Annotated in this window: 16 protein-coding genes and 2 pseudogenes; 8 read left to right on the plus strand and 10 right to left on the minus strand. The window is 63.1% G+C overall.

Features of this window, described 5'->3' with window-relative positions; translation table 11 throughout:
- Positions 1-71: 71 nt before the first annotated feature.
- A complete protein-coding gene (locus tag LGR69_RS30625) occupies positions 72-1,340 on the minus strand; it encodes an IS256-like element ISMex3 family transposase (protein ID WP_230368412.1) in 1,269 nt (422 codons plus the stop codon).
- 785 nt (positions 1,341-2,125) lie between these two features.
- Here LGR69_RS30625 and LGR69_RS30630 point away from each other — a divergent pair.
- From LGR69_RS30630 to LGR69_RS30640, 3 genes are read left to right on the plus strand one after another with little or no spacing between them, the layout of a single operon-like run.
- Positions 2,126-2,926 (plus strand): pentapeptide repeat-containing protein, encoded by an 801-nt coding sequence (locus LGR69_RS30630; RefSeq protein WP_230368413.1) that lies wholly within the window; start codon positions 2,126-2,128, stop codon positions 2,924-2,926.
- A 41-nt stretch (positions 2,927-2,967) separates the two neighbouring features.
- Positions 2,968-3,357, plus strand: a complete 390-nt coding sequence (locus LGR69_RS30635) for a thioredoxin family protein (protein ID WP_230368414.1) — start codon at positions 2,968-2,970, stop codon at positions 3,355-3,357.
- A 9-nt stretch (positions 3,358-3,366) separates the two neighbouring features.
- Positions 3,367-4,086, plus strand: coding sequence for a cytochrome c biogenesis CcdA family protein (locus LGR69_RS30640; protein ID WP_230368415.1), 720 nt, complete (start codon positions 3,367-3,369; stop codon positions 4,084-4,086).
- A gap of 620 nt (positions 4,087-4,706) precedes the next feature.
- Here LGR69_RS30640 and LGR69_RS30645 read toward each other — a convergent pair.
- Entirely contained in the window at positions 4,707-6,335 is a 1,629-nt protein-coding gene (locus tag LGR69_RS30645) for a transposase (protein WP_230368416.1), read from the minus strand.
- A 386-nt stretch (positions 6,336-6,721) separates the two neighbouring features.
- On the opposite strand from LGR69_RS30645, the gene LGR69_RS30650 reads away from it, so the two are divergent.
- Both LGR69_RS30650 and LGR69_RS30655 read left to right on the plus strand, forming a co-directional pair.
- A complete protein-coding gene (locus LGR69_RS30650; protein ID WP_230368434.1) occupies positions 6,722-8,359 on the plus strand; it encodes a porin in 1,638 nt (545 codons plus the stop codon).
- A 193-nt stretch (positions 8,360-8,552) separates the two neighbouring features.
- Positions 8,553-8,831: pseudogene (locus LGR69_RS30655) on the plus strand (IS6 family transposase); the annotation flags it as partial.
- Between the two features lie 70 nt (positions 8,832-8,901).
- Here LGR69_RS30655 and LGR69_RS30660 read toward each other — a convergent pair.
- Positions 8,902-10,548 carry a hypothetical protein gene (locus LGR69_RS30660; protein WP_230368417.1) on the minus strand — a complete coding sequence of 549 codons (1,647 nt, stop codon included), beginning with the start codon at positions 10,546-10,548 and terminating at the stop codon, positions 8,902-8,904.
- Positions 10,549-10,726: 178 nt separating this feature from the next.
- Between LGR69_RS30660 and LGR69_RS32340 the strand changes: the two are divergent.
- Positions 10,727-10,900: pseudogene (locus tag LGR69_RS32340) on the plus strand (IS481 family transposase); the annotation flags it as partial.
- Positions 10,901-11,019: 119 nt separating this feature from the next.
- On the opposite strand, the gene LGR69_RS30665 reads toward LGR69_RS32340, so the two are convergent.
- From LGR69_RS30665 to LGR69_RS30675, 3 genes are all read right to left on the minus strand, one after another.
- Entirely contained in the window at positions 11,020-12,318 is a 1,299-nt protein-coding gene (locus LGR69_RS30665; protein WP_230368418.1) for a multidrug ABC transporter ATPase, read from the minus strand.
- Positions 12,319-12,455: 137 nt separating this feature from the next.
- Positions 12,456-12,971 carry an MgtC/SapB family protein gene (locus LGR69_RS30670; protein WP_163006287.1) on the minus strand — a complete coding sequence of 172 codons (516 nt, stop codon included), beginning with the start codon at positions 12,969-12,971 and terminating at the stop codon, positions 12,456-12,458.
- 554 nt (positions 12,972-13,525) lie between these two features.
- On the minus strand, positions 13,526-13,852 hold the full coding sequence (locus LGR69_RS30675) for an ArsR/SmtB family transcription factor (RefSeq protein ID WP_122163205.1): 327 nt from the start codon (positions 13,850-13,852) through the stop codon (positions 13,526-13,528).
- Between the two features lie 161 nt (positions 13,853-14,013).
- On the opposite strand from LGR69_RS30675, the gene LGR69_RS30680 reads away from it, so the two are divergent.
- Both LGR69_RS30680 and LGR69_RS30685 read left to right on the plus strand, forming a co-directional pair.
- Complete coding sequence (locus LGR69_RS30680) at positions 14,014-15,009, plus strand: lipid kinase (RefSeq protein ID WP_230368420.1); 996 nt, start codon at positions 14,014-14,016, stop codon at positions 15,007-15,009.
- The gene (locus tag LGR69_RS30685; protein WP_122163209.1) at positions 15,010-16,281 is read left to right on the plus strand and encodes a sodium:proton exchanger; all 1,272 of its coding nucleotides are present in this window, start codon (positions 15,010-15,012) and stop codon (positions 16,279-16,281) included.
- Between the two features lie 67 nt (positions 16,282-16,348).
- Here LGR69_RS30685 and LGR69_RS30690 read toward each other — a convergent pair whose 3' ends face one another.
- From LGR69_RS30690 to LGR69_RS30705, 4 genes are all read right to left on the minus strand, one after another.
- Positions 16,349-16,726, minus strand: coding sequence for an RT0821/Lpp0805 family surface protein (locus LGR69_RS30690; RefSeq protein WP_230368422.1), 378 nt, complete (start codon positions 16,724-16,726; stop codon positions 16,349-16,351).
- A gap of 936 nt (positions 16,727-17,662) precedes the next feature.
- Positions 17,663-18,076 (minus strand): hypothetical protein, encoded by a 414-nt coding sequence (locus tag LGR69_RS30695; RefSeq protein ID WP_230368424.1) that lies wholly within the window; start codon positions 18,074-18,076, stop codon positions 17,663-17,665.
- 11 nt (positions 18,077-18,087) lie between these two features.
- Positions 18,088-18,645, minus strand: coding sequence for a threonyl-trna synthetase (locus tag LGR69_RS30700; protein ID WP_205836231.1), 558 nt, complete (start codon positions 18,643-18,645; stop codon positions 18,088-18,090).
- An 88-nt stretch (positions 18,646-18,733) separates the two neighbouring features.
- The gene (locus LGR69_RS30705) at positions 18,734-21,991 is read right to left on the minus strand and encodes an efflux RND transporter permease subunit (RefSeq protein ID WP_122163213.1); all 3,258 of its coding nucleotides are present in this window, start codon (positions 21,989-21,991) and stop codon (positions 18,734-18,736) included.
- Between the last annotated feature and the right edge of the window lie 7 nt (positions 21,992-21,998).

The following is a 21,998-nucleotide window of genomic DNA, read 5'->3' on the forward strand; positions in this document are numbered from 1 at the left end:
GCTGTCTCGGCAATTCACAATCCACCTCGCCGGACCGTCGAGCTATGCAGGATTTTAGGTGACGGAGGCGGTCAGGCGGCGCGGTGATCTGGGCTCGCGGTGACCTCGGTCCCGTCGCGGAAGATGACGCCGGCCACGACCTTCGGCAACTGGTTTTCGCCCTTCAACCGTCGCCAGGTTTTCGAGGCTGCCATCACCAGCTTGAACACCATCAGCTTGGCGGTCGTGGCCGAGAGTGCACCTTTGGTCCGCACGGTCCGATGCCGCACCGTGGCGAACACGCTCTCGATCGGGTTCGAGCTGCGCAGGTGGTCCCAGTGCTCGGCCGGGAAGTCGTAGAACGCCAGCAGCGCCTCCCGGTCCTTGGTCAGGCAGGTGGCGGCGCGCGGGTACTTGGCCCCGTACTTCTCGACGAAGACAGCCAGCGCCGCCTCGGCCGCCGCCCGGGTCGGCGCACCGTGGATCTCACGCAGATCCACCTTCATCGCGCCCTGAACGGACTTCGGCACCTTGTCGAGGACGTTGGCCGCTTTGTGAACCCAACACCGTTGGTGAGCGGTGCCCGGAAAGACCTCGTCCAGGGCCTGCCAGAAGCCGAGTGCGCCGTCGCCGACCGCGATCTCGGGCGCGATCGACAGCCCACGCCGCTTCACGTCGACGAGCAGCTCGCGCCAGCTCTGGGCGCTCTCGCGCACGCCCACCTGGAAGCCGACGAGTTCTTTCCGGCCCTCGGGCGTCGCGCCGATCAGCACGAGCATGCACTCGGCCTGCTCCTCCATCCGGGCCTGCAGGTAGACGCCGTCGGCCCAGACATAGACGTAGCGGCGCGCGGAGAGATCGCGCGCCTGCCAGCGAGCGTACTCGTCCGCCCAGGCCGCGGTCAGCCGGGCAATGACGGCCGGCGAGAGGTTCGGAGCATCCCGACCCAGAAGGGCGGCCAGCGCGTCCTGGAAGTCGCCGGTCGAGACACCGCGTAGGTACAGGACCGGCAGCAGCGCATCCAGGCTGCGGGTGCGCCGCGCCCACTTCGGCAGGAGCGTCGAGGTGAACCGAACCCGGTCCTCAGATCCGCTCGCGCCGCGATCTCGGACACGAACCCGCGCCACCGGCACCGGGCCGATGCCGGTCTGGATCGCCCGCTCCGGGCCATGGCCGTGCCGCACCAGCCGCGCGCGTCCGTCCGGAAGCCGCAGATCCTGCATCGCGCTCAGGAACGCGTCCGCCTCCATCTCAACAGCTTGGGCGAGCAGGCGGCGGGCCCCGGCGCGCAGCACCTCGGTCAGGGGATCGTCGAGGTCTTCGGGCTGACGAAGCCGGACGATGTTGGTAGGTGTCTCCATGGCGTATCGCTCTCGCTGAGAGGTTCTGGCAGGCTTCGACACCCGCCTCGATACGCCGCCTTCAACACACCGTCGTCACCCAATCTCCCGCATAGCTCCGGACCGTCGGGGAAACGGTCGAATTTCGGAGATTGCGCATCCATTCTCTAGCTGCATGACGGCGCAGTCGCGCCGCGCACCAATAAGCGGATGTGCCAAAACTCACATCGAGGATAGCTTGTAGAGTAACCCATGCGTCCCTCAAACGAGTAAATAGATAGATGCACAGAGCTTCTGTGGTCACCTGCAGCAGGAAGTCGGAGGAATTTTCAGATGTCTAGATCCTTGATCTTTGCAGCTGTATTGTTCGCGGCAAGCATGGGAGGTGCCTTCGCGCAGCAGGTCAGCACACCGACCATCTGGGGTGCCCCCTATCACGGTCCGGCTTCTCGGTCTGATTTCGGTGCAGAGCCGGATCGCGGCGCAGAGCGCCTGATCGGAACAGCAAACCGGGGTGAAGGCAGGATGATGTCTCTCGACCTCACTGAGACGATAAAGGCTCAAAGAACCCTCAAGCACCATCGATGATGGTGAGCTATGCGAGCGCGATGACAGTCGGTTACCGCGCTCCATGCCTGTGCGGATGATCGTACGGCCTCTTTGCAGGTTTGTCCCGTCCGCAACTGCCTCGGTGACCCAGGTCACCGACGCGCCCGACAGGAAACCGTATCATGCGGGTAGCGAATAATAAGCTGCGCCGGGATCGGCATCTGCGACATCCCGGTCAGCTCAAACGGGAGTGAACCATGCGCCTCTTACCGTGTGCCATGCTGGCTGCACTTCTCGTGACAGCTCCGGCTCAAGCCGAGCAGGATCTGCTGCTCGGTGCCGACATGAACACGCCTGCGATGACTCAGGCCGAGATGAGCCGCGCAGACATCGAAGCGCTGATCGCCAAAGCCGGCGGCAAGCCCATCGACCTATCGGACAAGGCCCTGTCCGGGCTCGACCTGTCCGGGCTGAACCTCAAGGGTGCCAACCTGCGCACGGCACGCCTTAACAAGGCGAACCTGCGTGGTGCGGACCTCAGTGGAGCGAACCTTGAACAAGCTTGGTTCATCAAGGCCGACCTGAGCGGGGCCAAGCTCCTCGACGCGAAGATGTTCGGCATCACCGCCCGCGAGGCGAACCTTAGCGGGGCCGACCTCAGCCGGTCCATGCCCATCGGCGACTTCAAGGGCGCCAACATGAGTGGGGCTACCCTAGTCGATCTCAAGGGCGGCGCCGACATCAAGAACCAGTCCATGGGCCTGATGCGCGCCGTGCTCGTCTCAGTGAACCTCACGGGCGCCAACTTGAAGGGAGCCAACCTCGGCCGCTCGCGGCTGGAGTACGCGAACCTCACGGACGCCGACCTGACCGACGTAGTGCTGATGGGGTCGGACCTGTCGGGGGCGAACCTCACTGGCGCGACCGTCACGGGAGCAGACTTCAAGAACGTCGATGTCAGTGGCGCTCGGCTCGTCGCCCTCAAGGGCCAGGACGCTACCAAGGACTGGTCGGCCCGCGTGAACGCCGACCGCGCCATTACCCAGCCTTCCAACTGAGCCCTGTCACCTACGTCCCACAGCTATCACGGAGACCTCGCATGACGACCCGTCGCATCTTCCTCGGCCTCGCCGCCGTCGTCCCTATGCTGTTCGGAACGGCCGCGCTCGCGGCCGAAATGACCTACACCCCAGCTGCCTTCGAGGCAGCCCAGAAGGCCGGCAAGCCGATCCTCGTGCACATCACTGCCCCCTGGTGCACGACCTGCGCGGCGCAGAAGCCGATCCTCGCCAAACTGGAGGCCGATCCGAAGTTCAAGGACCTGCAGGTATTCGATGTCGATTTCGACAGCCGCAAGGACGTGGTGAAGCGGTTTGAGGCGACGATGCAGAGCACGCTCATCACCTACAAGGGCGGGAAGGAGACTGGACGTTCAGCGGGCGAGACGAAACCCGAAGCGATCTCGTCGCTCCTCGACAAGGCCCTCTGAGGCAGGGCCATGGTTGCCAGCCTCGGCCTCGCATTCCTCGCCGGCATCCTCTCAGTGCTGTCACCGTGCGTGTTGCCCTTGCTGCCGCTGGTGCTGGGTGCGGCTGCCTCGGAGCACAGGTTAGGCCCGGCGGCGCTCGCTGCCGGCCTCGCTCTGTCTTTCGTGGTGATTGGCTTGTTCGTGGCGACCATGGGCTTCGCCATCGGCCTCGACGCAGGCGTCTTCCGGATGGGCGCGGCCGTCATGCTAGTCCTGATCGGATTGGTTCTTATGGTCCCGGCCGCACAGACTCGGTTGGCCGTGGCCGCAGGTCCGATGAGCGACTGGACCGAGAGCCGGTTCGGAGGCTTCTCGACTACCGGACTGCTCGGCCAGTTCGGCGTTGGAGTGCTGCTGGGGGCAGTGTGGAGCCCCTGCGTCGGCCCGACGCTCGGAGCAGCCTCGCTGCTTGCCTCGCAGGGACGCGACCTCGGCGCCGTCGCGCTGACTATGCTCCTGTTCGGTCTCGGTGCGGCGCTGCCTCTGCTCATGCTCGGAACGCTCTCGCGCGAGGTGCTGATGCGCTGGCGAGACCGGATGATGGGACTCGGCAAAGGGCTGAAGGCTGCGCTCGGCCTCATTCTTGTCGTGACGGGCGTGATCATCGTCTTCGGCTACGACAAGATCCTGGAGGCGGCGCTTGTGAACGCTTCGCCTGGATGGCTCACCAACCTGACGACCCGCCTTTAAGAGCTGTCGACGATTTGGCCGGTCAGCCGAGAACCCGCCTTCCCGGTTCCGTAACATCCAATCCCGGAATGGCGCTGGGAGGGTGCCGGTGCATGCCGCCATGCTCAACCGACTGAATTTCGGACACACAAACCTGACAGGTTCTACTGTCCAAAATGCCGGTCATGTCACCCGTCCCGAATGCGGGACAGTGATGGGACGCGTCCCGCCGGATGTGAGGTTGGCAGGGAGATCCTGCCCTCAAGAGAGCTCCATCTGGACACGAACCCCGCTGTGTCGCACGAGGATCGGAAGGAAGCTGCCATGATATAACTTGACGTGTGCGCCCTCATGTGAGGCCGGACATATGAACGCAAGCGATCCGATCATCCAGGCTGACTTCATCAACTTGCGAGCGGGGGACCGTCCACGTATGCCATACGGTTTGGGAAGCCAAGGATTGACAATCCGCATACCTAGGGCTATGCAGAAACAATGCGAGTTTCGCCGCTTTGTAGCGAAAACTTTTATATTCCATTAACTATTTGGCGAGTCCGATATCTGCAGCTTAGGTATTTGATGCCACAAGACTGCTTTGAGGACGCAAGTAAACATCATCAATGGCAATCGTCGTCTTAGGGCTATATGAGCGCTCGTTGTCGAGCAAGCTCACGACAAGCTTCAACGTCTTGATCCCACTTTGCATTGCAATAAAGGCACTTCTGTACTAGCGCGTCAGCCCGGGTTTGCCGCTTGATTGAACCGCATGTAGGGCATGGCAAAGGGGTTGGAAGCTGGATACGTGTGAAAGGAACGTCACATTTAATACATCGCTGCTCGATAAAGCGTAGCAGATCCGAAGTTGCCGCAACGACTCTGTAGTAGCGCGCTTTTTGGGGGAAGAAGGCTTGGTTTGACTCGGCTGGTCGCCGAACCGCCAATTCTCCAAGCTTCACATCATGGATGGTGACGGACGCAGCGCGATCGACGATCGATACTGCTGTATTCCTGTATAAATGTTTTCGACGCAATATTGTCTTTCTTTGATGATTTTTTAACCATAAATAAATCTTGTTGTAACTTTTATGCCAATTATTTATTTCAATATTATTGATCTGGTAAAAAAAGTTTTGTTTCACGAGATATCGGATTAAATCAATAAGATCGACATGCTTTTTTTCAGTTAGAGATTGGAAAATCTCAATTCTAGCGGCGCAGTTACTAAGGGTCTCGGCGACTTTCAAGCTCGAAAAAATTTCGACACCCTCTTGTAATACAGTGACAAGCTTCGCCTGCAACTCGCCTATCAGCGCATAAGCTCCCAAAAAATCATTGTGTAAAACCACAAAGACAGGCTCTTCGGATCCAGAGAGATACGTAGCAATTCGTAGTCCATCCTCCAGCTTGCGCCAGCCAATATCGACCGTCACGTGGCGGTTGCCCGGTGCTGGAGATATAAATTCTGAAACACGGGTGCAGAAGAAGCTGACGGTCCACTTCCATCGGCCGGCGAACTGCCGGCGATTAACGACCACCTCTTTGATCCGGCAATCCGGCGGTAGGGGGCGATGCAAAACGATTGGCCATGTTACCGTCCTACGCTGCCCGTCTCGGACGAAAGCCGTGGCATGTAAAAAGGTTCTCTGAAGTCGTTTTCGACGGCCGCGGCTTGCATCGCTCCATGCTTCTCCAGGAACTGGATTTATATTGACTTGGCTCAAGGTACCATCGAAAAGGTGCTCCACGGAAGCGCCGCCTTGTATCTGATTGGTTAAGCGGCCCGGACCTAATCCTTCCTTCTTCCGCAATGTACCCTTCGCGCGAAGAGTTGCGCTGCGACCGTACTCGAATGCCTTCACGACGGCATTGTAGTTGCCCCACCACAGACCGCTGTTCTGCCGCGCGATCTTGACCTCCTCTCGTCGCCTCACCTCAAGTTCCCGCAACTCGGAAGCCATCCTTTTCTGGGCTTCTTTCTGAACTAAGGCGAGCGTCCGCTGCGCGTCAGCAGTTGCAGGTGTGGAGCACCCCTGATGCAGCGCTTTCTCGTAATCCTCCCTGCTCGTCCGAAATGCCGAGTCGTTTTCAAGCGTACAACGATATTTGATGACATAAGCCTCATGGATGTCGACCAGCCGGTTCCAGAGCTGGTCCATCCGCTCCAACTCCTCCTCGCAATCCTGACCCCAATCCAGCGGAGCGAGCAGCCCATACTGCCGGATGACGATCTCTTTTTTCCCGTGCGATCGAGCTAATCTCTCTTCGTCCATTCTCCTGTAACTCCAATTTGTTCGTGGCGACGGACTAACCTGTCCGTCGCCATTGAAAAGACGACCAAGTCTGCTTTTTTTCTCGACAGGAAGCATCTAGCCGAGGCTTAGGTGTCTCACGTCTCGAACAGGCCTACGGAACCGCTTTAACCGAAATTTTTTGTTGCCGACTTGCAACATGTCGAGGGATCCGGCCGTAAACAGATAGATCTGTGTTGCTTCGTATGACTCGTTCTCACATGATGATTTTGCAAACGGGAATCGCTCAGCGAGAGCCCGCATTAGCCTGCCACCCAAGAAGCAGGCCAAACCTACAACACGTGCGGCAAGATCCGGAAGACCGGGCGCATCCGCATCATTGGGTCTCGAAAATTTTGGGGATATCGATGAGGCTCTTGAAGAGTTCGCTGCTCGGTTCCGTCGGCGCATTTGCCGCTGTCGGAGCAGCCAATGCCGCCGACCTGCCGATCAAGAAGGCGGTCCCGATCGAGTACGTCCGCGTCTGTGGCGCCTATGGAGCGGGATTTTTCTATATCCCCGGCACAGACACCTGCCTGCGCGTTTCCGGCCGCGCCCGGTTCCAGGGCGGCTACCAACCCAGTTACACCCGCCGAGCCGGCACCAACGGCGGTGATACGTCGGCCTACCAGGGCCGCCTGCGCATCAACATGGATGCCCGCACGCAGACCGCCTACGGCACCCTGCGCGCCTTCGTGCGCCTCGAGGCCGGCTCACGCACTGGCTATTCCGGCGTCGGCCCTTCCGGCAGCCAGCAGCGTATCGGCAATGCCTTTCCCGGGATCGGCACCGACAGCTTCGGCCGCAACCAGCAATATGTGATCGCCGACAAGGCGTTCATCCAATTCGCCGGCCTGACCGCCGGTCGCGCCTCCTCGTTCTTCGACTTCTACGCCCACGATTTCGAGGTCGCTGGCGCCACCCTCGGCTCGGACGCGTTCTCGACCAACCTGCTCGCCTACACGGCCACCATCGGCAACGGTCTGTCGGCCACAATCTCGATCGAAGACCCTGTCTTCCGCCGTACCCCAATCTTCTCGCCGCTGAACGTCTCGGCCACGCTCAACACGGGCAGCGTGCAGAACTTTGGCGTGACCTACCAGCCGACCCCGGTCTTCGTCGGTCCGAACCGCTACAGCTTCATCGACAGCATCGAGCGCTCGCGTCTGCCCGACTTCGTCGGTGTCGTCCGCCTCGATCAGGCCTGGGGCTCCGCCCAGCTCTCGGCCGCCACCCACGAGCTGAACGTCGGCACCCTGACCACGGCCGCCAGCGTCGGCACCGGTCCAATCGTTGCCCCCGCCCATACCCGCAACACGCAGGGCTGGGCCGTTCAGGGCGGCCTGAAGGTAAACCTGCCGTTCATCGCGCCGGGCGACGCGCTGTACCTGCAGGGTGCCTACGGCAACGGTGCTCAGCTCTATACCGGCTACTCTGCATATAGCGGCTCCTACACACAGAGCACGACGCAACTTCAAGGACAGAAGTTCGCCCAGTACTTCTCGGATGCGACGATCAACCCGTTCACCGGCCAGCTGCAGACGTCCCAGACCTTCACCGCGACGGCGTCGTACCTGCATTACTGGACGCCCGAGTGGCGCTCGGCCATGTTCGGCTCCTACGGCGAGCAGAGCTTCTCCCAGGGCGCGCGTCTGGCCCAGGGTGCGATCTTCAACCTCGTAAACCCGAACGGCACCAACACCTTCGGCTCCAACGCCGTCGGCACACCCGGCACCCGGTTCTACCAGCTGAGCCAGGCGCTTCGGGACACCTACCAGTTCGTGGCGGGCGGCAGCCTCATCTGGTCGCCGGTCAAGGACCTTGATATCGGCGTGGAAGCTTTCTACACGCAGATTGGCCTGAAGAACGGCCGGGCGATCGACTCCGACAAGAGCCCGACCGCCTATGCCAACGTCGCCGGCATCAACAACGGCACCTTTGCCGTCCGTACCGCGACGCAGGACTCGGTCTCGCAGGTCAACTTCCGCGTCCAGCGCGACTTCTAATTCCAGATCGAGGCCGGTTGTTCTCCAAAGCTTCCCGGTCTTGATGTCCCCGTGCAAAGGGACCCTACTGCCCGGCCGAAAGGCCGGGCTTTTTTTATATTCGGGCCTGTCGCACTGTCGCAAACGCGATCACGCCGGCCTTCACGGGTCGTTAGCCATAGCCGCCGAGCTTGCCGCTCCGCTCCGTAGCCCCCTGATCCTCGACGCCCTCGCCCTCAAGCTGCAACGAGAGGTCCAGAGTAATTTCCGGGGCCGACACTTCGAGGGCACGCTGATCGTCCAGGCTGTTTCCTGGTACCTGCGCTACCCGCTCAGCTATTGCGACATCGAGGAGATGCTCCTCCTGGAGCGCAGGCTGGAGGTTGACCACTCCACCATCAACCGGTGGGTGCTCGCTTACGCGCCTACCATTGAGCGCTGCCTGCGCCGGTTCCGCAAGCCGCACTGCGGGTCGGTGCGCGTTGTCGAGACTTTGTCTCTGATTGGTGCCTCAGGTCTCTCCTGAGGTATGGGGCCGGGCTAAGGCCGGCCGGGAATGCTGCTTAAAACGGATAATAACGCAGCGAGGCAAGCCCCACGACGGCACGGATCGAGGGTTGGATGCCGAGGAGCCCTCGGAAAGCGTCGCGCTCGACATAGGCGGCTTGTGCGCCCGCGGCCAAGCGACCGTAGTTGCCCTTGTACAGGTCGTGCCAGAAGCCGCCGGTGATCTCGCGCAGGTCCCGGGTCTCAGCCTGACAGGTCCCAGTCGCGGCGCCCTCGACGTTGCAGCCCGCCACCACCAGGGTCGGCGAGCCGTAGCCGGCAGTGCTCAGCGCGCCCGCCCGCGCGGCACGCTCCCAACCCGCGTAAATGTAGACGTCCGTGCCCGGCTGCACGTGCGCGACCGCACCCGTAAGGAGCTGGAAGGCGGGGACGGTCGCGATTGTACCGTTGGCACGCAGGGCGAAATCCGGCAGCTGACCCGATCCGTAGCGACCGATACCCTCGCCGACCAGACCGCTCACCTGCACATCGAGACGCTTGTCGAACAGGGGGAAGGTGACCGCCGCACCGAAGCCGTAGCCCACCGCGTCGTCCGAGCGGCCGACCAGACGGTCGTTGAAGAAGCGCACCAGCCCCTTCACCTCGTAGTGGCCGAAGCCCGGCTCGAAGGCGAGCTTGCCGATGATGTCGGGTGCGTTGTTGTTCGAGTAGGTGGTGGAGCTGTTGAGCAGGCCCGCGGCATCGCCGCTGTTGTTGACGTTCACCGTCAGGCCACTCGGCGTCGCGAAGGGGCTCGGCGGCAGCACGCTCTGCGGCGACTCCAGCGAGAGGCCGGCCCAGACGCCGGGCGCGATGTCCTTCACCACTCGGATCTGCGGGTTGCGGGTCCAGTTGAAGCCGACGACGTACTGTGCGTCGATGGTCAGCGGGATTTGTTCCTTGAGCTGCGTGATGCCGGACAGATCCGTGGTAATCAAGCTCCAGGCCTGCCCCGCAAGCACATGCCAGCCAGTGTCGAGGCTGTCGACGACGGCGAAGGCCTGTCGAATGCGCGGTACGTAGCTGTTGCTCTCGCGCGAATTCGAGGTGACGCCCGCGCTCAGGAAGTCGATCTCGTAATAGCCGCTGATCTGCAGGGTGGGGTCGACCTTTGCAGTAAACAGGCCGCTCAGGCGGCTCTGGCGGGCCGAGAAGCGGAACTCGCTCTCGCGCGACTGAAGAGCGTTGCGGAACGGGATGCCGTTGAAATCGGTGGCCACGTCCGAGACGAGGTTCGGGTGGCGGAAGATGCCGGCGAGCTCAACGAAGCCTCCGGGCGTGAAGCAGACCGCGGGGCCGAGGGCGTAGCTACCGGCATTGCAGGCGAGATCGTTGGCCAAGATGATCGGAATGGGCCCGCTGGCTGCCGCCCTGGCACCGCCGGCCCGAGCGACGCGCTGTTGCCGGCTCTCTCTGGCGAGAATGCGCTCCTGCACCGCGGCCTGTGCACGCTGCCGCCGTGCCTGCCCAGCCAGCTCTGCCCGCTGCGTCCCGGCTTGGCCGCGCAGGACCGCGAGCTCCTGCTGCATCGCCTGCATCTGCTTCTGCATGGCATCCATGCGGGCTGCCATCTCGGCGACGTTCTGAGCGCGTGCTGCCGACGGCAGCGCCAAAATCACGACCGCAGCGAGCACGCGGGAGCTGGATGAGCGCACGAACGGCATCTTCTTTTAACCTTGATGTCCCGGCGGTACGCCGTCTCCGATCTGCGGCGTCCGTCAAAACGCAACCGCAGGAGCCAGCTTATGATGGTTACAGTCTAGCTTAGCCTCACGGGAGGAACAACTCGATCAACGCCGTCGAACTCGCTCGACCGCGGCGCGATTTGATGTTTTTGGTGGCCAAGACGAGCTGCGACAGCACCTGCAGCTGTTCGTGGACGCCTACAGCTACGACCGCCAGCTCAAGACCCTGCGCGACCTCACGCCTCACAAGTTCATATGCCAGACCTGGACGATAGAGCTCAAACAATTCATATGCGATCCGTCACACCACATCCTGGGATCGAACATCTAAAACCAAGTGCGGCTCTCGATGAGGCTATCTGAGCCTCGTGCATGGACCGCAGTTTTCGGCTCGCCAGCGCGAGCCTCTGCGACGGGATAAGAAGCGAGCGTCAGTGGCCGAGCGCGGGCTCACGCCGTCTGGATTGACGGACTCTGCGTTCTGACACACCTCAATCCATAAGCCGGCTGAGAATGTTCGAGGGTTTTCGTGACCTCTTCGAAGCGGGCGCTCGCGTCGGACCAGTTCTGAGCGAAGTCGAACAGCTCCCGCATCGCCGGAGCGATTTCCTTGTACGCCGCTAGCGCGGCGACCAGCGCACCGAGCGACAGGCGGTCCTGAACAACGAGGTACCCGCCGATTAAGAAGAAGAAGAACGGGGTGAGATTGGACGTGTAGTTGTACAGGCCCTTTAGGCGCCCCTTGAGGTCGTTGATCTCAATGCGCACCCATTCTAGGTCCTTCGCCATTTGCATCTGCCGCAACAGGGCGAACCTTCGTGCGGCACCATCCATGGGTGCTGCGTGGCTGGCACTTGCCGCAGTCAGGAGCCCTCCGAGAGCCCGCGTCGCGTGGACCCGCTCGCGCACCTTGACATTCACGCGGCGTTGCAGGCGGGGCAGCAACGTGAGTTGCACCGGCAGCATTATCAGCGCGGCCAGCGCCAGGGCGGTATTCTGAAGAAGCAGGAAAACGACGCTGGTTACGAGTGTGCCGCCTTGAACGAGCGGCACTGCCACGAGGCTGGCCCCAAAATAGCCGATAGGCTCAACCTCTTGGACGGCGATGGTCGCGAGCGCGGCCCGGCGCTCGGGAGAGCGTTCCCTGCGTGCCTGCCGGATGATCGCGAGGCGTAATCGACGCACGAGGCGCTCGTTGACGCGACCACGCGCCCGGTTCACCGCGTACTTGGCGAGGCCGCTTAGCGACAATACGACCAGGTACCCCGCGCACAGCGCGAACAGGAGCTCGACCTGTCCGATGGTGAGGCCCAGGGTGGTCAACTCTGGATGGCCGTCTCCGTCCGCGTCGGTGATGGCGCGGTTGATGATATGCTTGGGGATTTCCAGGAGAAGCCACGCCGCAGGGAGCGTCAGGAGGGCGAGCAGCACGAGACGCAGCTGGAAGCGCAGCGTCGCACGTACGATAAAGCTTTCGAGGCATCGAATCGGCACACCCTCGCGCGAGACGGTCAGCGTGCGCGATATCAATCTCGGCCGAGCACCACGCGGCGGAACGGCCGCCGAGCGGTTCAGCGGGCGACGCCGCAATCTCATCCAACGCAGGCAGAACTGAACAATCAGCCACCCTGTCCAAGCCAGCGCGAGGACGAAGGCGAGCACGGCCAGGAGGTCGACCCACCAATGGCTGTGAGGGTGATCAAACCCCGTAATCTTGTGGGCCAGGGTGTGAATGAACGATGATGTCACCAGGGAACACTCTGGTATCGCGTGCGACCTGCTCTCGTGAAGCCTATGGGTCGTTCCGACACAATTTTGTCCGTGCTCTCGTTACGTCCTCATCACGCTCCCAAGCTTGGCGAGCGGACTCGACGACATGAACGTCGTCACTCGGTGTGCTTGGCTTCATCGCCATCGGTCTGACCTCGCGCCGGCTCGTCGCCAGCGCTCCGGTCATCCGACCCGGTCGTCCGGTGTTCGCGCTTCAAGGGCGTCAGGAGGGCGAGGACCAGGAAGTTGCACAAGGCCAGAATGAGTCCAAGGTCGTAGTAGCCAAAGCCGACGGCCGCCCCGATCACGCCCACGTTCCACAGACTCGCCGCCGTCGCGGTGCCATGCACGTTGTTGCCACCTTTCAGGATGGCGCCGCCGCCGATGAAGCCGATGCCGGTGATGAGGCCCTGAAGGATACGTGCCTGCTCCGGCGTGCGTACACCGAAGAGCTCGCTGGCGAGCAGGATGAACCCGCAGCTGGCGATGGCCACGATGGGGAAGGTGCGCAGGCCTGCGCTGCGCGCCTCGCGCTCCCGGTTCCAGCCGAGCGGTAACGCGAACGCGAACGCGAGCGCTAGCCGCACCAGATGATTCGGAACGTCCCCCCAGATGCCCCAGTACGAACCCATGATTTGCCTCCTATCCGAGATAATCCGAACGGCGCCCGCGCCGTGCCGCTGTTTCCAGCGCAGGCACGCCGTCGATGGCGTGGGCTCACGGTGGTTTCGCACGCTTCCATTGGATGGGTGCGGGTGACGCAGTCGATCAAGACGCCCTGTGCCTCGGCATTGCAGTGTACGAGGAGCTTGCACAGGACGGCTCCGTCGAAGACGAGTTGAATACCGGCGATCGTCGCGACGACTTCCGCGACCCAGGCGCGGTCCCCTTGCTCCAGAAAGCGCACAGGGGCCGATATTCTATGTCGTCGCAGCGCAGCTCGAAATTGGTCAACAACGCAGGCTTGAGAACGATGACGTCATCGATGCGTCTGACCAGGACGGTTTCTGCCGCCGCCCGTTTCCGCGTCACGACCTCAATGCACCGATCCGCGCGGGCTGGTACGGTCAGCGTCGGCATGAGGACTAACGCGGCCGAAAGCCACAATCGACCGAGGCCGCGGACGGGAGGCGGAGCGACCGATCCTGATGTTCCGGCTGGAGCCAAGTGGCAGGCGCGTTACCAGTCATGAGCCATCCTCGTCATCCTCCGCTCCGCAGTGCTCGCCCACATGGTCGACCATGTCCTTGATGATGCAGCGGACGTGCGCGTCTGTGGCGCCGTAAAAGACCTTCTTGCCCCGTTTCTGCGAGCGCACGAACCGCGCGGCCCGCAGCAGACGCAGATGATGGCTGACCAGTGACCCGGACAGCTCTACCCGCTGGGCAATATCGCCCACGCAGAGGGGGCCATCGAGACAAACCACGGCGATCCGTAGGCGGTTGGCGTCCCCGAGGAGGCGAAATATCTCGGCCAGCTCGGCGGCCCGCTCCTCGTCCAGGACCGGCGTCATCGCATGTCCATGAAACATTTGAACATGCGTTTGAGTTACAAACGTGGCCGGCTGAGTCAAGGGAGTGAGCGATGCGAGAGGACGGTTGGGCCACGAGATCCGCACATTGGCCTTCGGCAAGTCGGCCCAGGGACAGACCGCGGCCCACGGGGGCGGCTTCTGTGGAGCTCCAGGCGGAGTCGCCCACGCAGAGTGAGCCCGGGGGACCAGCGTGCCTACCCCAGCGTGCCCTCCTGCTCCTGAACTCGCAGAGCCGCAACGGAGGTGGGAGCGCGGCCGAGGCGGCGGTTCGGCGTCTTGAGACCGGAGGCATGACGCTGATGCGCCGGCCCATGGGCAGGCAGGCAGACGTCACCCGCGTGATCCGCGAGCTCACCGGCGTCGTGGACGCCATCGTGGTCGGCGGCGGGGATGGGAGTATCAACGCCGTCTTGGAGGGTGCGTTAGCCGCCCGGCTACCGCTCGGCATCTTGCCATTGGGTACCGCCAACGATCTTGCCCGCACCCTGGGCATCCCACCGGATCCCGTCGCGGCGGCCGGGATCATCCAGGCAGGCTACCTTCGCCAAATCGATCTTGGCCGGGTCAACGGACATCTGTTCGCAAATGTGGCGAGCCTCGGCTTGAGCGTCGAGCTCACGCGCCGCCTCACTGGGGCCCTGAAGCGCCGCTGGGGGCGCCTTGGCTATCCCATCGCGGCCGCCCAGGCGCTGATCCATGCCAAGCCTTTTTTGGCCGAGGTGCGCTGCGGACAGCGCTCCGAGCGGATGTCGGTCCGGCAGATCGCGGTGGGCAACGGCGTCTTCTACGGCGGGGGGATGTCGGTGTACGAGGCGGCACAGATCGATGACGGCTGCCTCGATTTCTACAGCCTGGAGGCGCACCGCCGCTGGTGGCTGCTGCCCGTGTTGCCCTTCCTCAGGGGCGGACGCCAGCGAGGCCTGCCGGGCGTGCGCGCCTTCTGTACTCTCGACCCCATCCATGTTCGCACCGAGCCGCCATTGCCAATCAATACGGACGGCGAAATCACGACGATGACGCCAGCAGTCTTCGAGGTTCTACCGAGGGCACTTGCTGTGTTCACTCCTGCGCCCTCGGCGCCAGAGACATTCACTGACCCTGAGCCGGTCCGAGCACCATCCTGGCGGAGGTTTTAAATGCAACGTTTCCTGATGCTGGTGGCAGTCGCGGTGCTGGCGGCGATACCGGCGCTTGCACTTCGCCTGACGGGGGCAAAGATCGGACCTATCGGCGAGACTGCGGCCTACGGCGTCGCAATCCTGTCGGCCGGCTTTCTGCTGTCGTGGGGAGCCGAGGCGGCGGAACGGCACATCTCGCAAGGCCTGATCATTGCCGTCGTCGCTTTGGTGACGGTCCTGCCCGAGTACGCGGTCGACCTGTACTACGCCTTCCAGGCCGGCAAGGCAGGCCCTGAGTCGCAGTACGTCCATTACGCCGCCGCCAATATGACCGGGGCGAACCGGCTTCTGGTCGGCCTTGGCTGGCCCTTGCTCGTAGTGATTCACTGGGCACGCGGTGGTGGCCGCACCGTCGAGCTGTCGCGTGGTAATGCGGTCGAGATCTCCTTCCTTCTTTTGGCGAGCCTGTACGCCTTCGTCATTGTCCTGAAGGACAGCATCACGCTCCTCGACTTCGCTGTGCTAGCCGCGATCTTCGGAGCTTATGTCTGGCGCGTGCACGGTGCGCCCGGAGCGGACGAGGACGAGGACGAGGAACCTGGGCCAGCCGCGGCGATGAACACATTACCGATCCGGACGCAGTGGGCTGTCATGGCCGGGCTGACTCTTGGCGCCTGCGTGATCATTCTCGCCTCGGCCGAGCCGTTTGCCGAGGGCATGGTGCGCTCCGGCCGCCTTCTCGGCCTCAACGAGTTCCTCTTGATCCAATGGCTGGCTCCCCTGGCGAGCGAGGCGCCGGCCGTCACGGTGGCGGTCCTGTTCGTACTCGCGGGCCGTGCCGCCAACGGGCTCGGCGCCCTGGTTAGCGATAAGATCAACCAATGGACGCTGCTTGTGGGCATGCTGCCGCTGGCCCTGAGCCTCGGTGCGGGCACGGTGGCGGCCCTGCCACTCGATGCGCGCCAAGCCGAGGAGTTCTTCCTAACGGCCGCGCAGTCGCTGTTTGCCCTGGCGCTGCTCCTCCGCCTGCGTCTCGGTCTAGGGTCAGCCCTGGCGTTAACAGGATTGTTTGGCGTGCAGGTCGGGCTTGCCTTTGCCTACCGGAACGACGAGGCGCGCACGGTTGCGACGCTGACCATGCTTGCTTGGATCTATCTGGGATTGGCCGCCATCCTGTTCCTCGTGAATGGCCGGCACCTGCTCGGCCTCTTGCGCACCGCCCTTCCGGAGCGACGGACGGAGGAGACGGGCTCGCCGAAAGAGTTCGAGCCGGGGGGCGGTCAGCGTTGAGCGGACTGGGCGGCGGTCTCCCGAGCAGCCCCGTCCGGTCATCGAGACGCCCGCCCGATGCCGCGCGTCAGCGCGCGAGTTCCGTCACCTCCCAATCGTCCCCGACATTCTGGCAGGCCGTGCCGCGGACCTGGACAGTGCGCCGCGCCTCATCGACGGTGGCCAGGAAGGCGCGGCAGATCCTACCCTCGCGCACGACCGGCAGGGCGGTCGGCGCGATGCTGCCCTTGCGGCCGGAGGCTGGGTTGTCCCACCGCACGCGCAGGCCGTTGCCGCTGGGCTCCAGGGCGAGGCCGAGAATGCCGTGGGCTCTGCGCCAATCCTCCTCGTCCAATCCCGGCAGCGACAGGCGCGCATTGCGCTTTGGGTCGGGTCCTTCAGCGCCGGGCGGGCTATTAATCGGCAGGGAGATTGCGCAGGCGGGCAAAGCTAGGATCAGAAGCATCGCGCCGACTTGGTGCAGGCGGAAAGAGGCCGGTAAGGATTGGAGAAGCGACATGAAGTAGCTTGCCGAGATCGGAGGAGAGGGGAAGACGAGGTAGACCGGGGAGCCGGGGAGTGTCCCTGCTCCGAATTCCCGGGCCTGACGCGCCCCCTCGTGCACGGCAGTCAGTGCCGGTTCATTGGCGTGGATCTACGCTTTGGGAGCGATCATCACGGACTGTAGTGGCATCGAGCTGACCCCAGGCGAAGGAAACCAGCCGGCTCGGACTCGGTCCCGCAGCTGCTCGACCTAGATGTGGGCTCCGGCTGATAATTTCCTTCGCCCGACATCAGCCGGGGCCCGGCGGGGTGCCAGCATCCGGCCCCCCCCCCCGCAGAGCTCAGAACGGACGGGTCTTTATTCATGGCGGATTGCGTCCCCATACTGGAACCCGGCGGTGCTGCCGTCGCCCATCTGGAATGTCCCGGCCCCGGCAAACGAACTTGTCCCGGCGGCCGGTCCAACGCCGCGCTGACCGTTCGAGCAACTCACGTTGGTTGATGCCTGCGTCCCCGCCCCAGATGGGTGAAAGTTGCCGCTGCAGGCTAGCCGCCCATCGGTTGCATAGAACGTGCGCCTAAGCAGCCGGGTGGTCACGCTGCCTTTCAGGTGCTCCCCTGAGGAAAGCTGGATGACGAGCGGCACCGTCGCGTAACCGGGAACTGGGGGAATTCCACTACAGTTTGCAAGCGCTGCAGCCAATCCCAGTACACATGCAAGCCTCCTCCAGCCAATCATCATGAGCTCTCCTTGGTTAAGTCGCTCCGACAAATGCCAGCTTGCTTCCGTGACGGTTCGGTCAATAACTGAGGAATGAACCAGTTCTCGACTATATCGATCAGGCATGCCCATGGTCGTCGGCCCTGGCGAGTCCACGTTATCTGAGTGCCTTCGCATTTAAATGCCGGGCCCGCGCAAGCGACGGTAAAGTGCTCGCACGGCGTCCATGTAGTCTTGCTCCGGGTTCTTACTGCAAAAGACCCGCAGGAAATCTACCTGCCCCTGAAGCGGAAAGGAGCGCGGCGTCAGATCCAGGCCTTCATCCAAGCCTGCGGGAGCGCGAATGAGCGCGCCGCTCATGAATCCTTGCGCCCAAGCGAAGTAGTAGAGTTCGGCCGTTTGGGTCGCGGCAATCTCCTCGTTGAATTCGGCACACGTTTGAGCGCCGAGGCCGACGATCTTGGCCGTCGGTTGCGCCTGCCCGGACGTCGCGATTGCGATACCGAGGGCCGCTATTAGTGTCCTGCGCATCGACACTTCCTTTCGCTTCAGGATGGCGGGATAAATTCGGCCGGCGCCGGTGGCCGCCATTCAGCGCATGGTCACGGCGCCGTGCGCCGTTCCCAGGGTTCGAGTAGGTCGGAGGTATGAACGGTGGCGGGATGCCCGGTCGCGGCTTTGTGTGCCAGCGAACACCTTTCATAGAGTTCGCCCGAAGCGACCATGATGATGCGCTTCCCGCCGCCCACGACGGGGCGAACTGCCAGGAGCGTCCGCCCGTCCGGCCAAACCGTGGCTTGTGGCGTTCCACCCACCCGCGGCTCACCGTAGCGTCGGATCCCTTCCTGGTAGATGGCAGCGTAGGCCGGCGGGATCTCGCTCTCCGCGAAAGTCCGGCTGACCCAGATAATCTGCTGCAGGCCCTCGGCCTGGCAGACTTCGAGCACGACCTGCTGCGTGTCTCGCCCGGATGCTGGCGGTTGGTCGTGGAAATAGAACAGGGCCGTGATGTTGGCTTCGCGATCTATCATGGATGGTCGCGGAACGGTCGTCACAGGCCCCCAGGATAAACCAAACGGTGCATCCTCGGCTCGCGTGAGAACCGTGCTGCTTACCCAGAAGAGCGTCAACGCGAACACGTAGCGGATCTTTGTCAGCATACCGCGTGCTCTCCCCGAAGAGGCGCAGTTAGAGCCACATTCCGATCCTCGCCTGAGATGTGAGGCCCCCGAGGCAACATACGCCGTTTCACTCTGCGGCTGACCGCAAGGGTGGATAGGTGCGATCCTTAACCTCCTGCTTCACCGAGGGCTTCGGGGTCTCCTTGCCGCCGAAGCGCGCGTACAGCGCGGGCAGCACGATGAGGGTGAGCAACGTGGCGCTGATCAGGCCGCCGATGACGACGGTGGCGAGCGGCCGCTGTATCTCCGCCCCGGTCTCCGTCGCCAATGCCATCGGCACGAAGCCGAGGGAGGCCACGAGCGCTGTCATCGCCACGGGGCGCAGCCGGGTCATGGCGCCTTCCAGGATGGCCTCACGCTTCGGGCGCCCCTCCGCAATGAGCTGCTTGATGAAGGTCAGCATCACCAAGCCGTTCAGCACCGCCACACCGGAGAGCGCGATGAAGCCGACTGCTGCCGGCACCGAGAACGGCATGCCTCGTAGCCACAGAGCGGCAATACCGCCCGTGAGCGCCAGCGGCACCGCGCTGAACACCAGGAGGGCATCCCGGGGCGATCCAAGCGCCGAGTAGAGCAGCAGGAAGATGAGGAAGAAGCAGACCGGCACGACCACTATCAGGCGCTTGCGCGCCGAGGCGAGGTTCTCGAATTGCCCACCCCAGCTGACGCTATAGCCTGACGGCAATTGTACCTCGCGCGCGACCTTTGCTTGCGCTTCAGCCACGAGCGAGCCGATGTCGCGCCCACGGACGTTGGCGGTGACCACGACCCGGCGCCTGCCGTTCTCGCGGCTGATCTGGTTCGGCCCTTCTGTCACTGAGAACGACGCCACCTGCTTCAGGAGCACGGAGGCCGCGCGTCCGTTCGGGCCAAGCGGCAGGGATACCGGGATATTCTCTAATGCCTCGCGGTCCTCTCGGACTTTATCCGTGAGGCGTACCACGATAGGGAAACGCCGATCGCCTTCGAACACCATGCCAGCATCCCTACCGCCGATGGCCGTGCCGATGACCTCCTGAATGGCTCCGGTGCTGAGCCCAAGGCGCGCGGCCTCCACCTTGTTGATCTTGATCTCCAGAAACGGCAGCCCTTGCGTCTGCTCGACCTTGACGTCTTCGGCGCCCTGCGTCGCGCGCAAAATTGAAGCGACTTGGTTGGCTGCTCTCAGCATCGGCTCGAACTCGTCGCCGAACACCTTGACGGCGAGATCGCCGCGCGTGCCGGCGAGGAGTTCGTTGAAGCGCAGCTGGATTGGCTGCGAAAACTCCAGGACGTTGCCGGCCAAGCCTCCGACCGCCTTCTCGATCTGCTCCTGAAGCTCGGCCTTGGACAGTTCCGGATCCGGCCATTGCTCCTGGGGCTTCAGGATTACGAAGGTGTCAGACGCGTTCTGAGGCATCGGATCGGAGGCGACCTCGGCCGTGCCCGTCTTCGAGAACACGTACGCGACCTGGGGGAACTGGCTCACCGCCTGCTCAATCTTAAGCTGCATCGCTTGTGACTGAGAGACCGAGGTCGAGGGAATGCGCAACGCGTTCATCGCGATGCTCTTCTCGTCGAGCGTCGGAATGAATTCCGCGCCGAGCCGGCTAAAGAGGAAACCCGCCCCGGCGAGCAGCAGCAGCGAGCCTAGGATGAACACCATCGGTGCCCGCACGGCCCCAGCAAGGGCCGGACGGTACGCCGCCTTGAAGCCTCGGATGATGAGGTTGTCCGTCTCGGTGACCTTTCCGGTGATCACGATGGCGATCATCGCCGGGACAAAGGTAAGCGACAGCACAAAGGCCGAGACGAGCGCGATGATGACGGTCAGCGCCATCGGCTCGAACATCTTACCCTCGACGCCCGTGAAGGTCAGGAGCGGCACGTAGACCAGGATGATGATCGCCTGCCCGAATAGCGACGGCTTGATCATCTCCTCGGCCGAGGCCCGTACCGTGGCGAGCCGCTCCTCCAGGTCGAGTTTGCGCCCGAGTTCGTGCTGCTTTTCGGCGAGGTGGCGCAGCGAGTTCTCGGCGATGATCACGGCGCCGTCGACGATGAGGCCGAAGTCGAGGGCGCCGAGGCTCATCAAGTTGGCCGAGATCTTGGCCTCGACCATGCCGGTCATGGTCATCAGCATCGCCACCGGGATAACCAGGGCGGTGATGATGGCAGCCCGGATGTTGCCGAGCAGTAGGAACAGGATGACGATGACGAGCGTCGCGCCCTCGGCCAAGTTCCTGGCCACGGTCTTGATGGTGGCCTCGACCAGCAGGGTGCGGTTAAGAACCGTCTGAACCTCGATGCCCGGCGGCAGCGAGCGCCGGATCTCGTTCATCTTGGCATCGACCGCGGCGGAGACCGTGCGACTGTTCTCGCCGATCAGCATCAGGGCGGTGCCGATCACGACCTCCCGCCCGTTCTCGCTGCCAGACCCAGTGCGCAGGTCGCGCCCGATCCGGACCGTGGCGATATCCTTGATCCGGACCGGTACGCCGCCACGGGTGGTGACGACCACGTCGCCGATCTCATCCATGTTTTCCAGGCGACCGGCGGCGCGCACGACGTAGCCTTCGCCGTTGTCCTCCAGATAACGGGCACCCTGGTTGGCGTTGTTGGCCTGGAGCGCCCGGGCGACATCGCCGAACGAAAGATCGAGAGCCGTCAGCTTCGTGGGGTCGGGCTGAACGTGGTACTGCTTCTCGTAGCCGCCGATGCCGTCTACGCCGGCCACGCCCGGTACGGTCTTGATCTGCAGGCGAATGATCCAGTCCTGGACCGTGCGGAGATACGCGGACCGCTCCAGCTCGGTCTTGAGCCGCTGCCCCTCCGGGGTCAGATAGCTACCGTCCGACTGCCAGCCAGGCTTGCCGTCCACGACCGGTGCACCCTCGCCCGGTTGCTTGTAGTGCACCGACCACATGTAGATCTCGCCCAGCCCCGTCGAGATCGGCCCCATCTGCGGCTCGGCTCCGGGCGGCAGCGAGGCCTTCGCTTGACTCAAGCGCTCACCGACCTGCTGACGAGCGAAATAGATGTCGAGCTTCTCGTTGAAGACCGCAGTGACCTGCGAGAAGCCGTTGCGCGACATGGAGCGCGTATATTCGAGGCCCTTGATGCCGGCGAGCGCTGTTTCGACCGGGTAGGTGACCTGCTTCTCGATATCGACCGGCGAGTAGGACGGTGCGACGGTGTTGATCTGCACCTGGTTGTTGGTGATGTCCGGCACCGCGTCGATGGGGAGCTTGGTCAAGGAGAACGCGCCAAAGCCGGCAGCGAGCAGCGACAGGAGAACCACGAGCCAGCGCTGGTGGACCGAGAAGTCGAGGATACGACTGATCATGGCTGTG

It is taken from the genome of Methylobacterium brachiatum (assembly GCF_020523825.1).
GTDB lineage: Bacteria > Pseudomonadota > Alphaproteobacteria > Rhizobiales > Beijerinckiaceae > Methylobacterium > Methylobacterium brachiatum.

Bases quoted from the DNA above. Each gene is read 5' to 3' on its own strand.
- LGR69_RS30625 (WP_230368412.1), bottom strand. From the start codon at position 1,340: ATGGAGACACCTACCAACATCGTCCGGCTTCGTCAGCCCGAAGACCTC.
- LGR69_RS30630 (WP_230368413.1), top strand. From the start codon at position 2,126: ATGCGCCTCTTACCGTGTGCCATGCTGGCTGCACTTCTCGTGACAGCT.
- LGR69_RS30635 (WP_230368414.1), top strand. From the start codon at position 2,968: ATGACGACCCGTCGCATCTTCCTCGGCCTCGCCGCCGTCGTCCCTATG.
- LGR69_RS30640 (WP_230368415.1), top strand. From the start codon at position 3,367: ATGGTTGCCAGCCTCGGCCTCGCATTCCTCGCCGGCATCCTCTCAGTG.
- LGR69_RS30645 (WP_230368416.1), bottom strand. From the start codon at position 6,335: ATGGACGAAGAGAGATTAGCTCGATCGCACGGGAAAAAAGAGATCGTC.
- LGR69_RS30650 (WP_230368434.1), top strand. From the start codon at position 6,722: ATGAGGCTCTTGAAGAGTTCGCTGCTCGGTTCCGTCGGCGCATTTGCC.
- LGR69_RS30660 (WP_230368417.1), bottom strand. From the start codon at position 10,548: ATGCCGTTCGTGCGCTCATCCAGCTCCCGCGTGCTCGCTGCGGTCGTG.
- LGR69_RS30670 (WP_163006287.1), bottom strand. From the start codon at position 12,971: ATGGGTTCGTACTGGGGCATCTGGGGGGACGTTCCGAATCATCTGGTG.
- LGR69_RS30675 (WP_122163205.1), bottom strand. From the start codon at position 13,852: ATGACGCCGGTCCTGGACGAGGAGCGGGCCGCCGAGCTGGCCGAGATA.
- LGR69_RS30685 (WP_122163209.1), top strand. From the start codon at position 15,010: ATGCAACGTTTCCTGATGCTGGTGGCAGTCGCGGTGCTGGCGGCGATA.
- LGR69_RS30690 (WP_230368422.1), bottom strand. From the start codon at position 16,726: ATGCTTCTGATCCTAGCTTTGCCCGCCTGCGCAATCTCCCTGCCGATT.
- LGR69_RS30695 (WP_230368424.1), bottom strand. From the start codon at position 18,076: ATGGCGGCCACCGGCGCCGGCCGAATTTATCCCGCCATCCTGAAGCGA.
- LGR69_RS30700 (WP_205836231.1), bottom strand. From the start codon at position 18,645: ATGCTGACAAAGATCCGCTACGTGTTCGCGTTGACGCTCTTCTGGGTA.
- LGR69_RS30705 (WP_122163213.1), bottom strand. From the start codon at position 21,991: ATGATCAGTCGTATCCTCGACTTCTCGGTCCACCAGCGCTGGCTCGTG.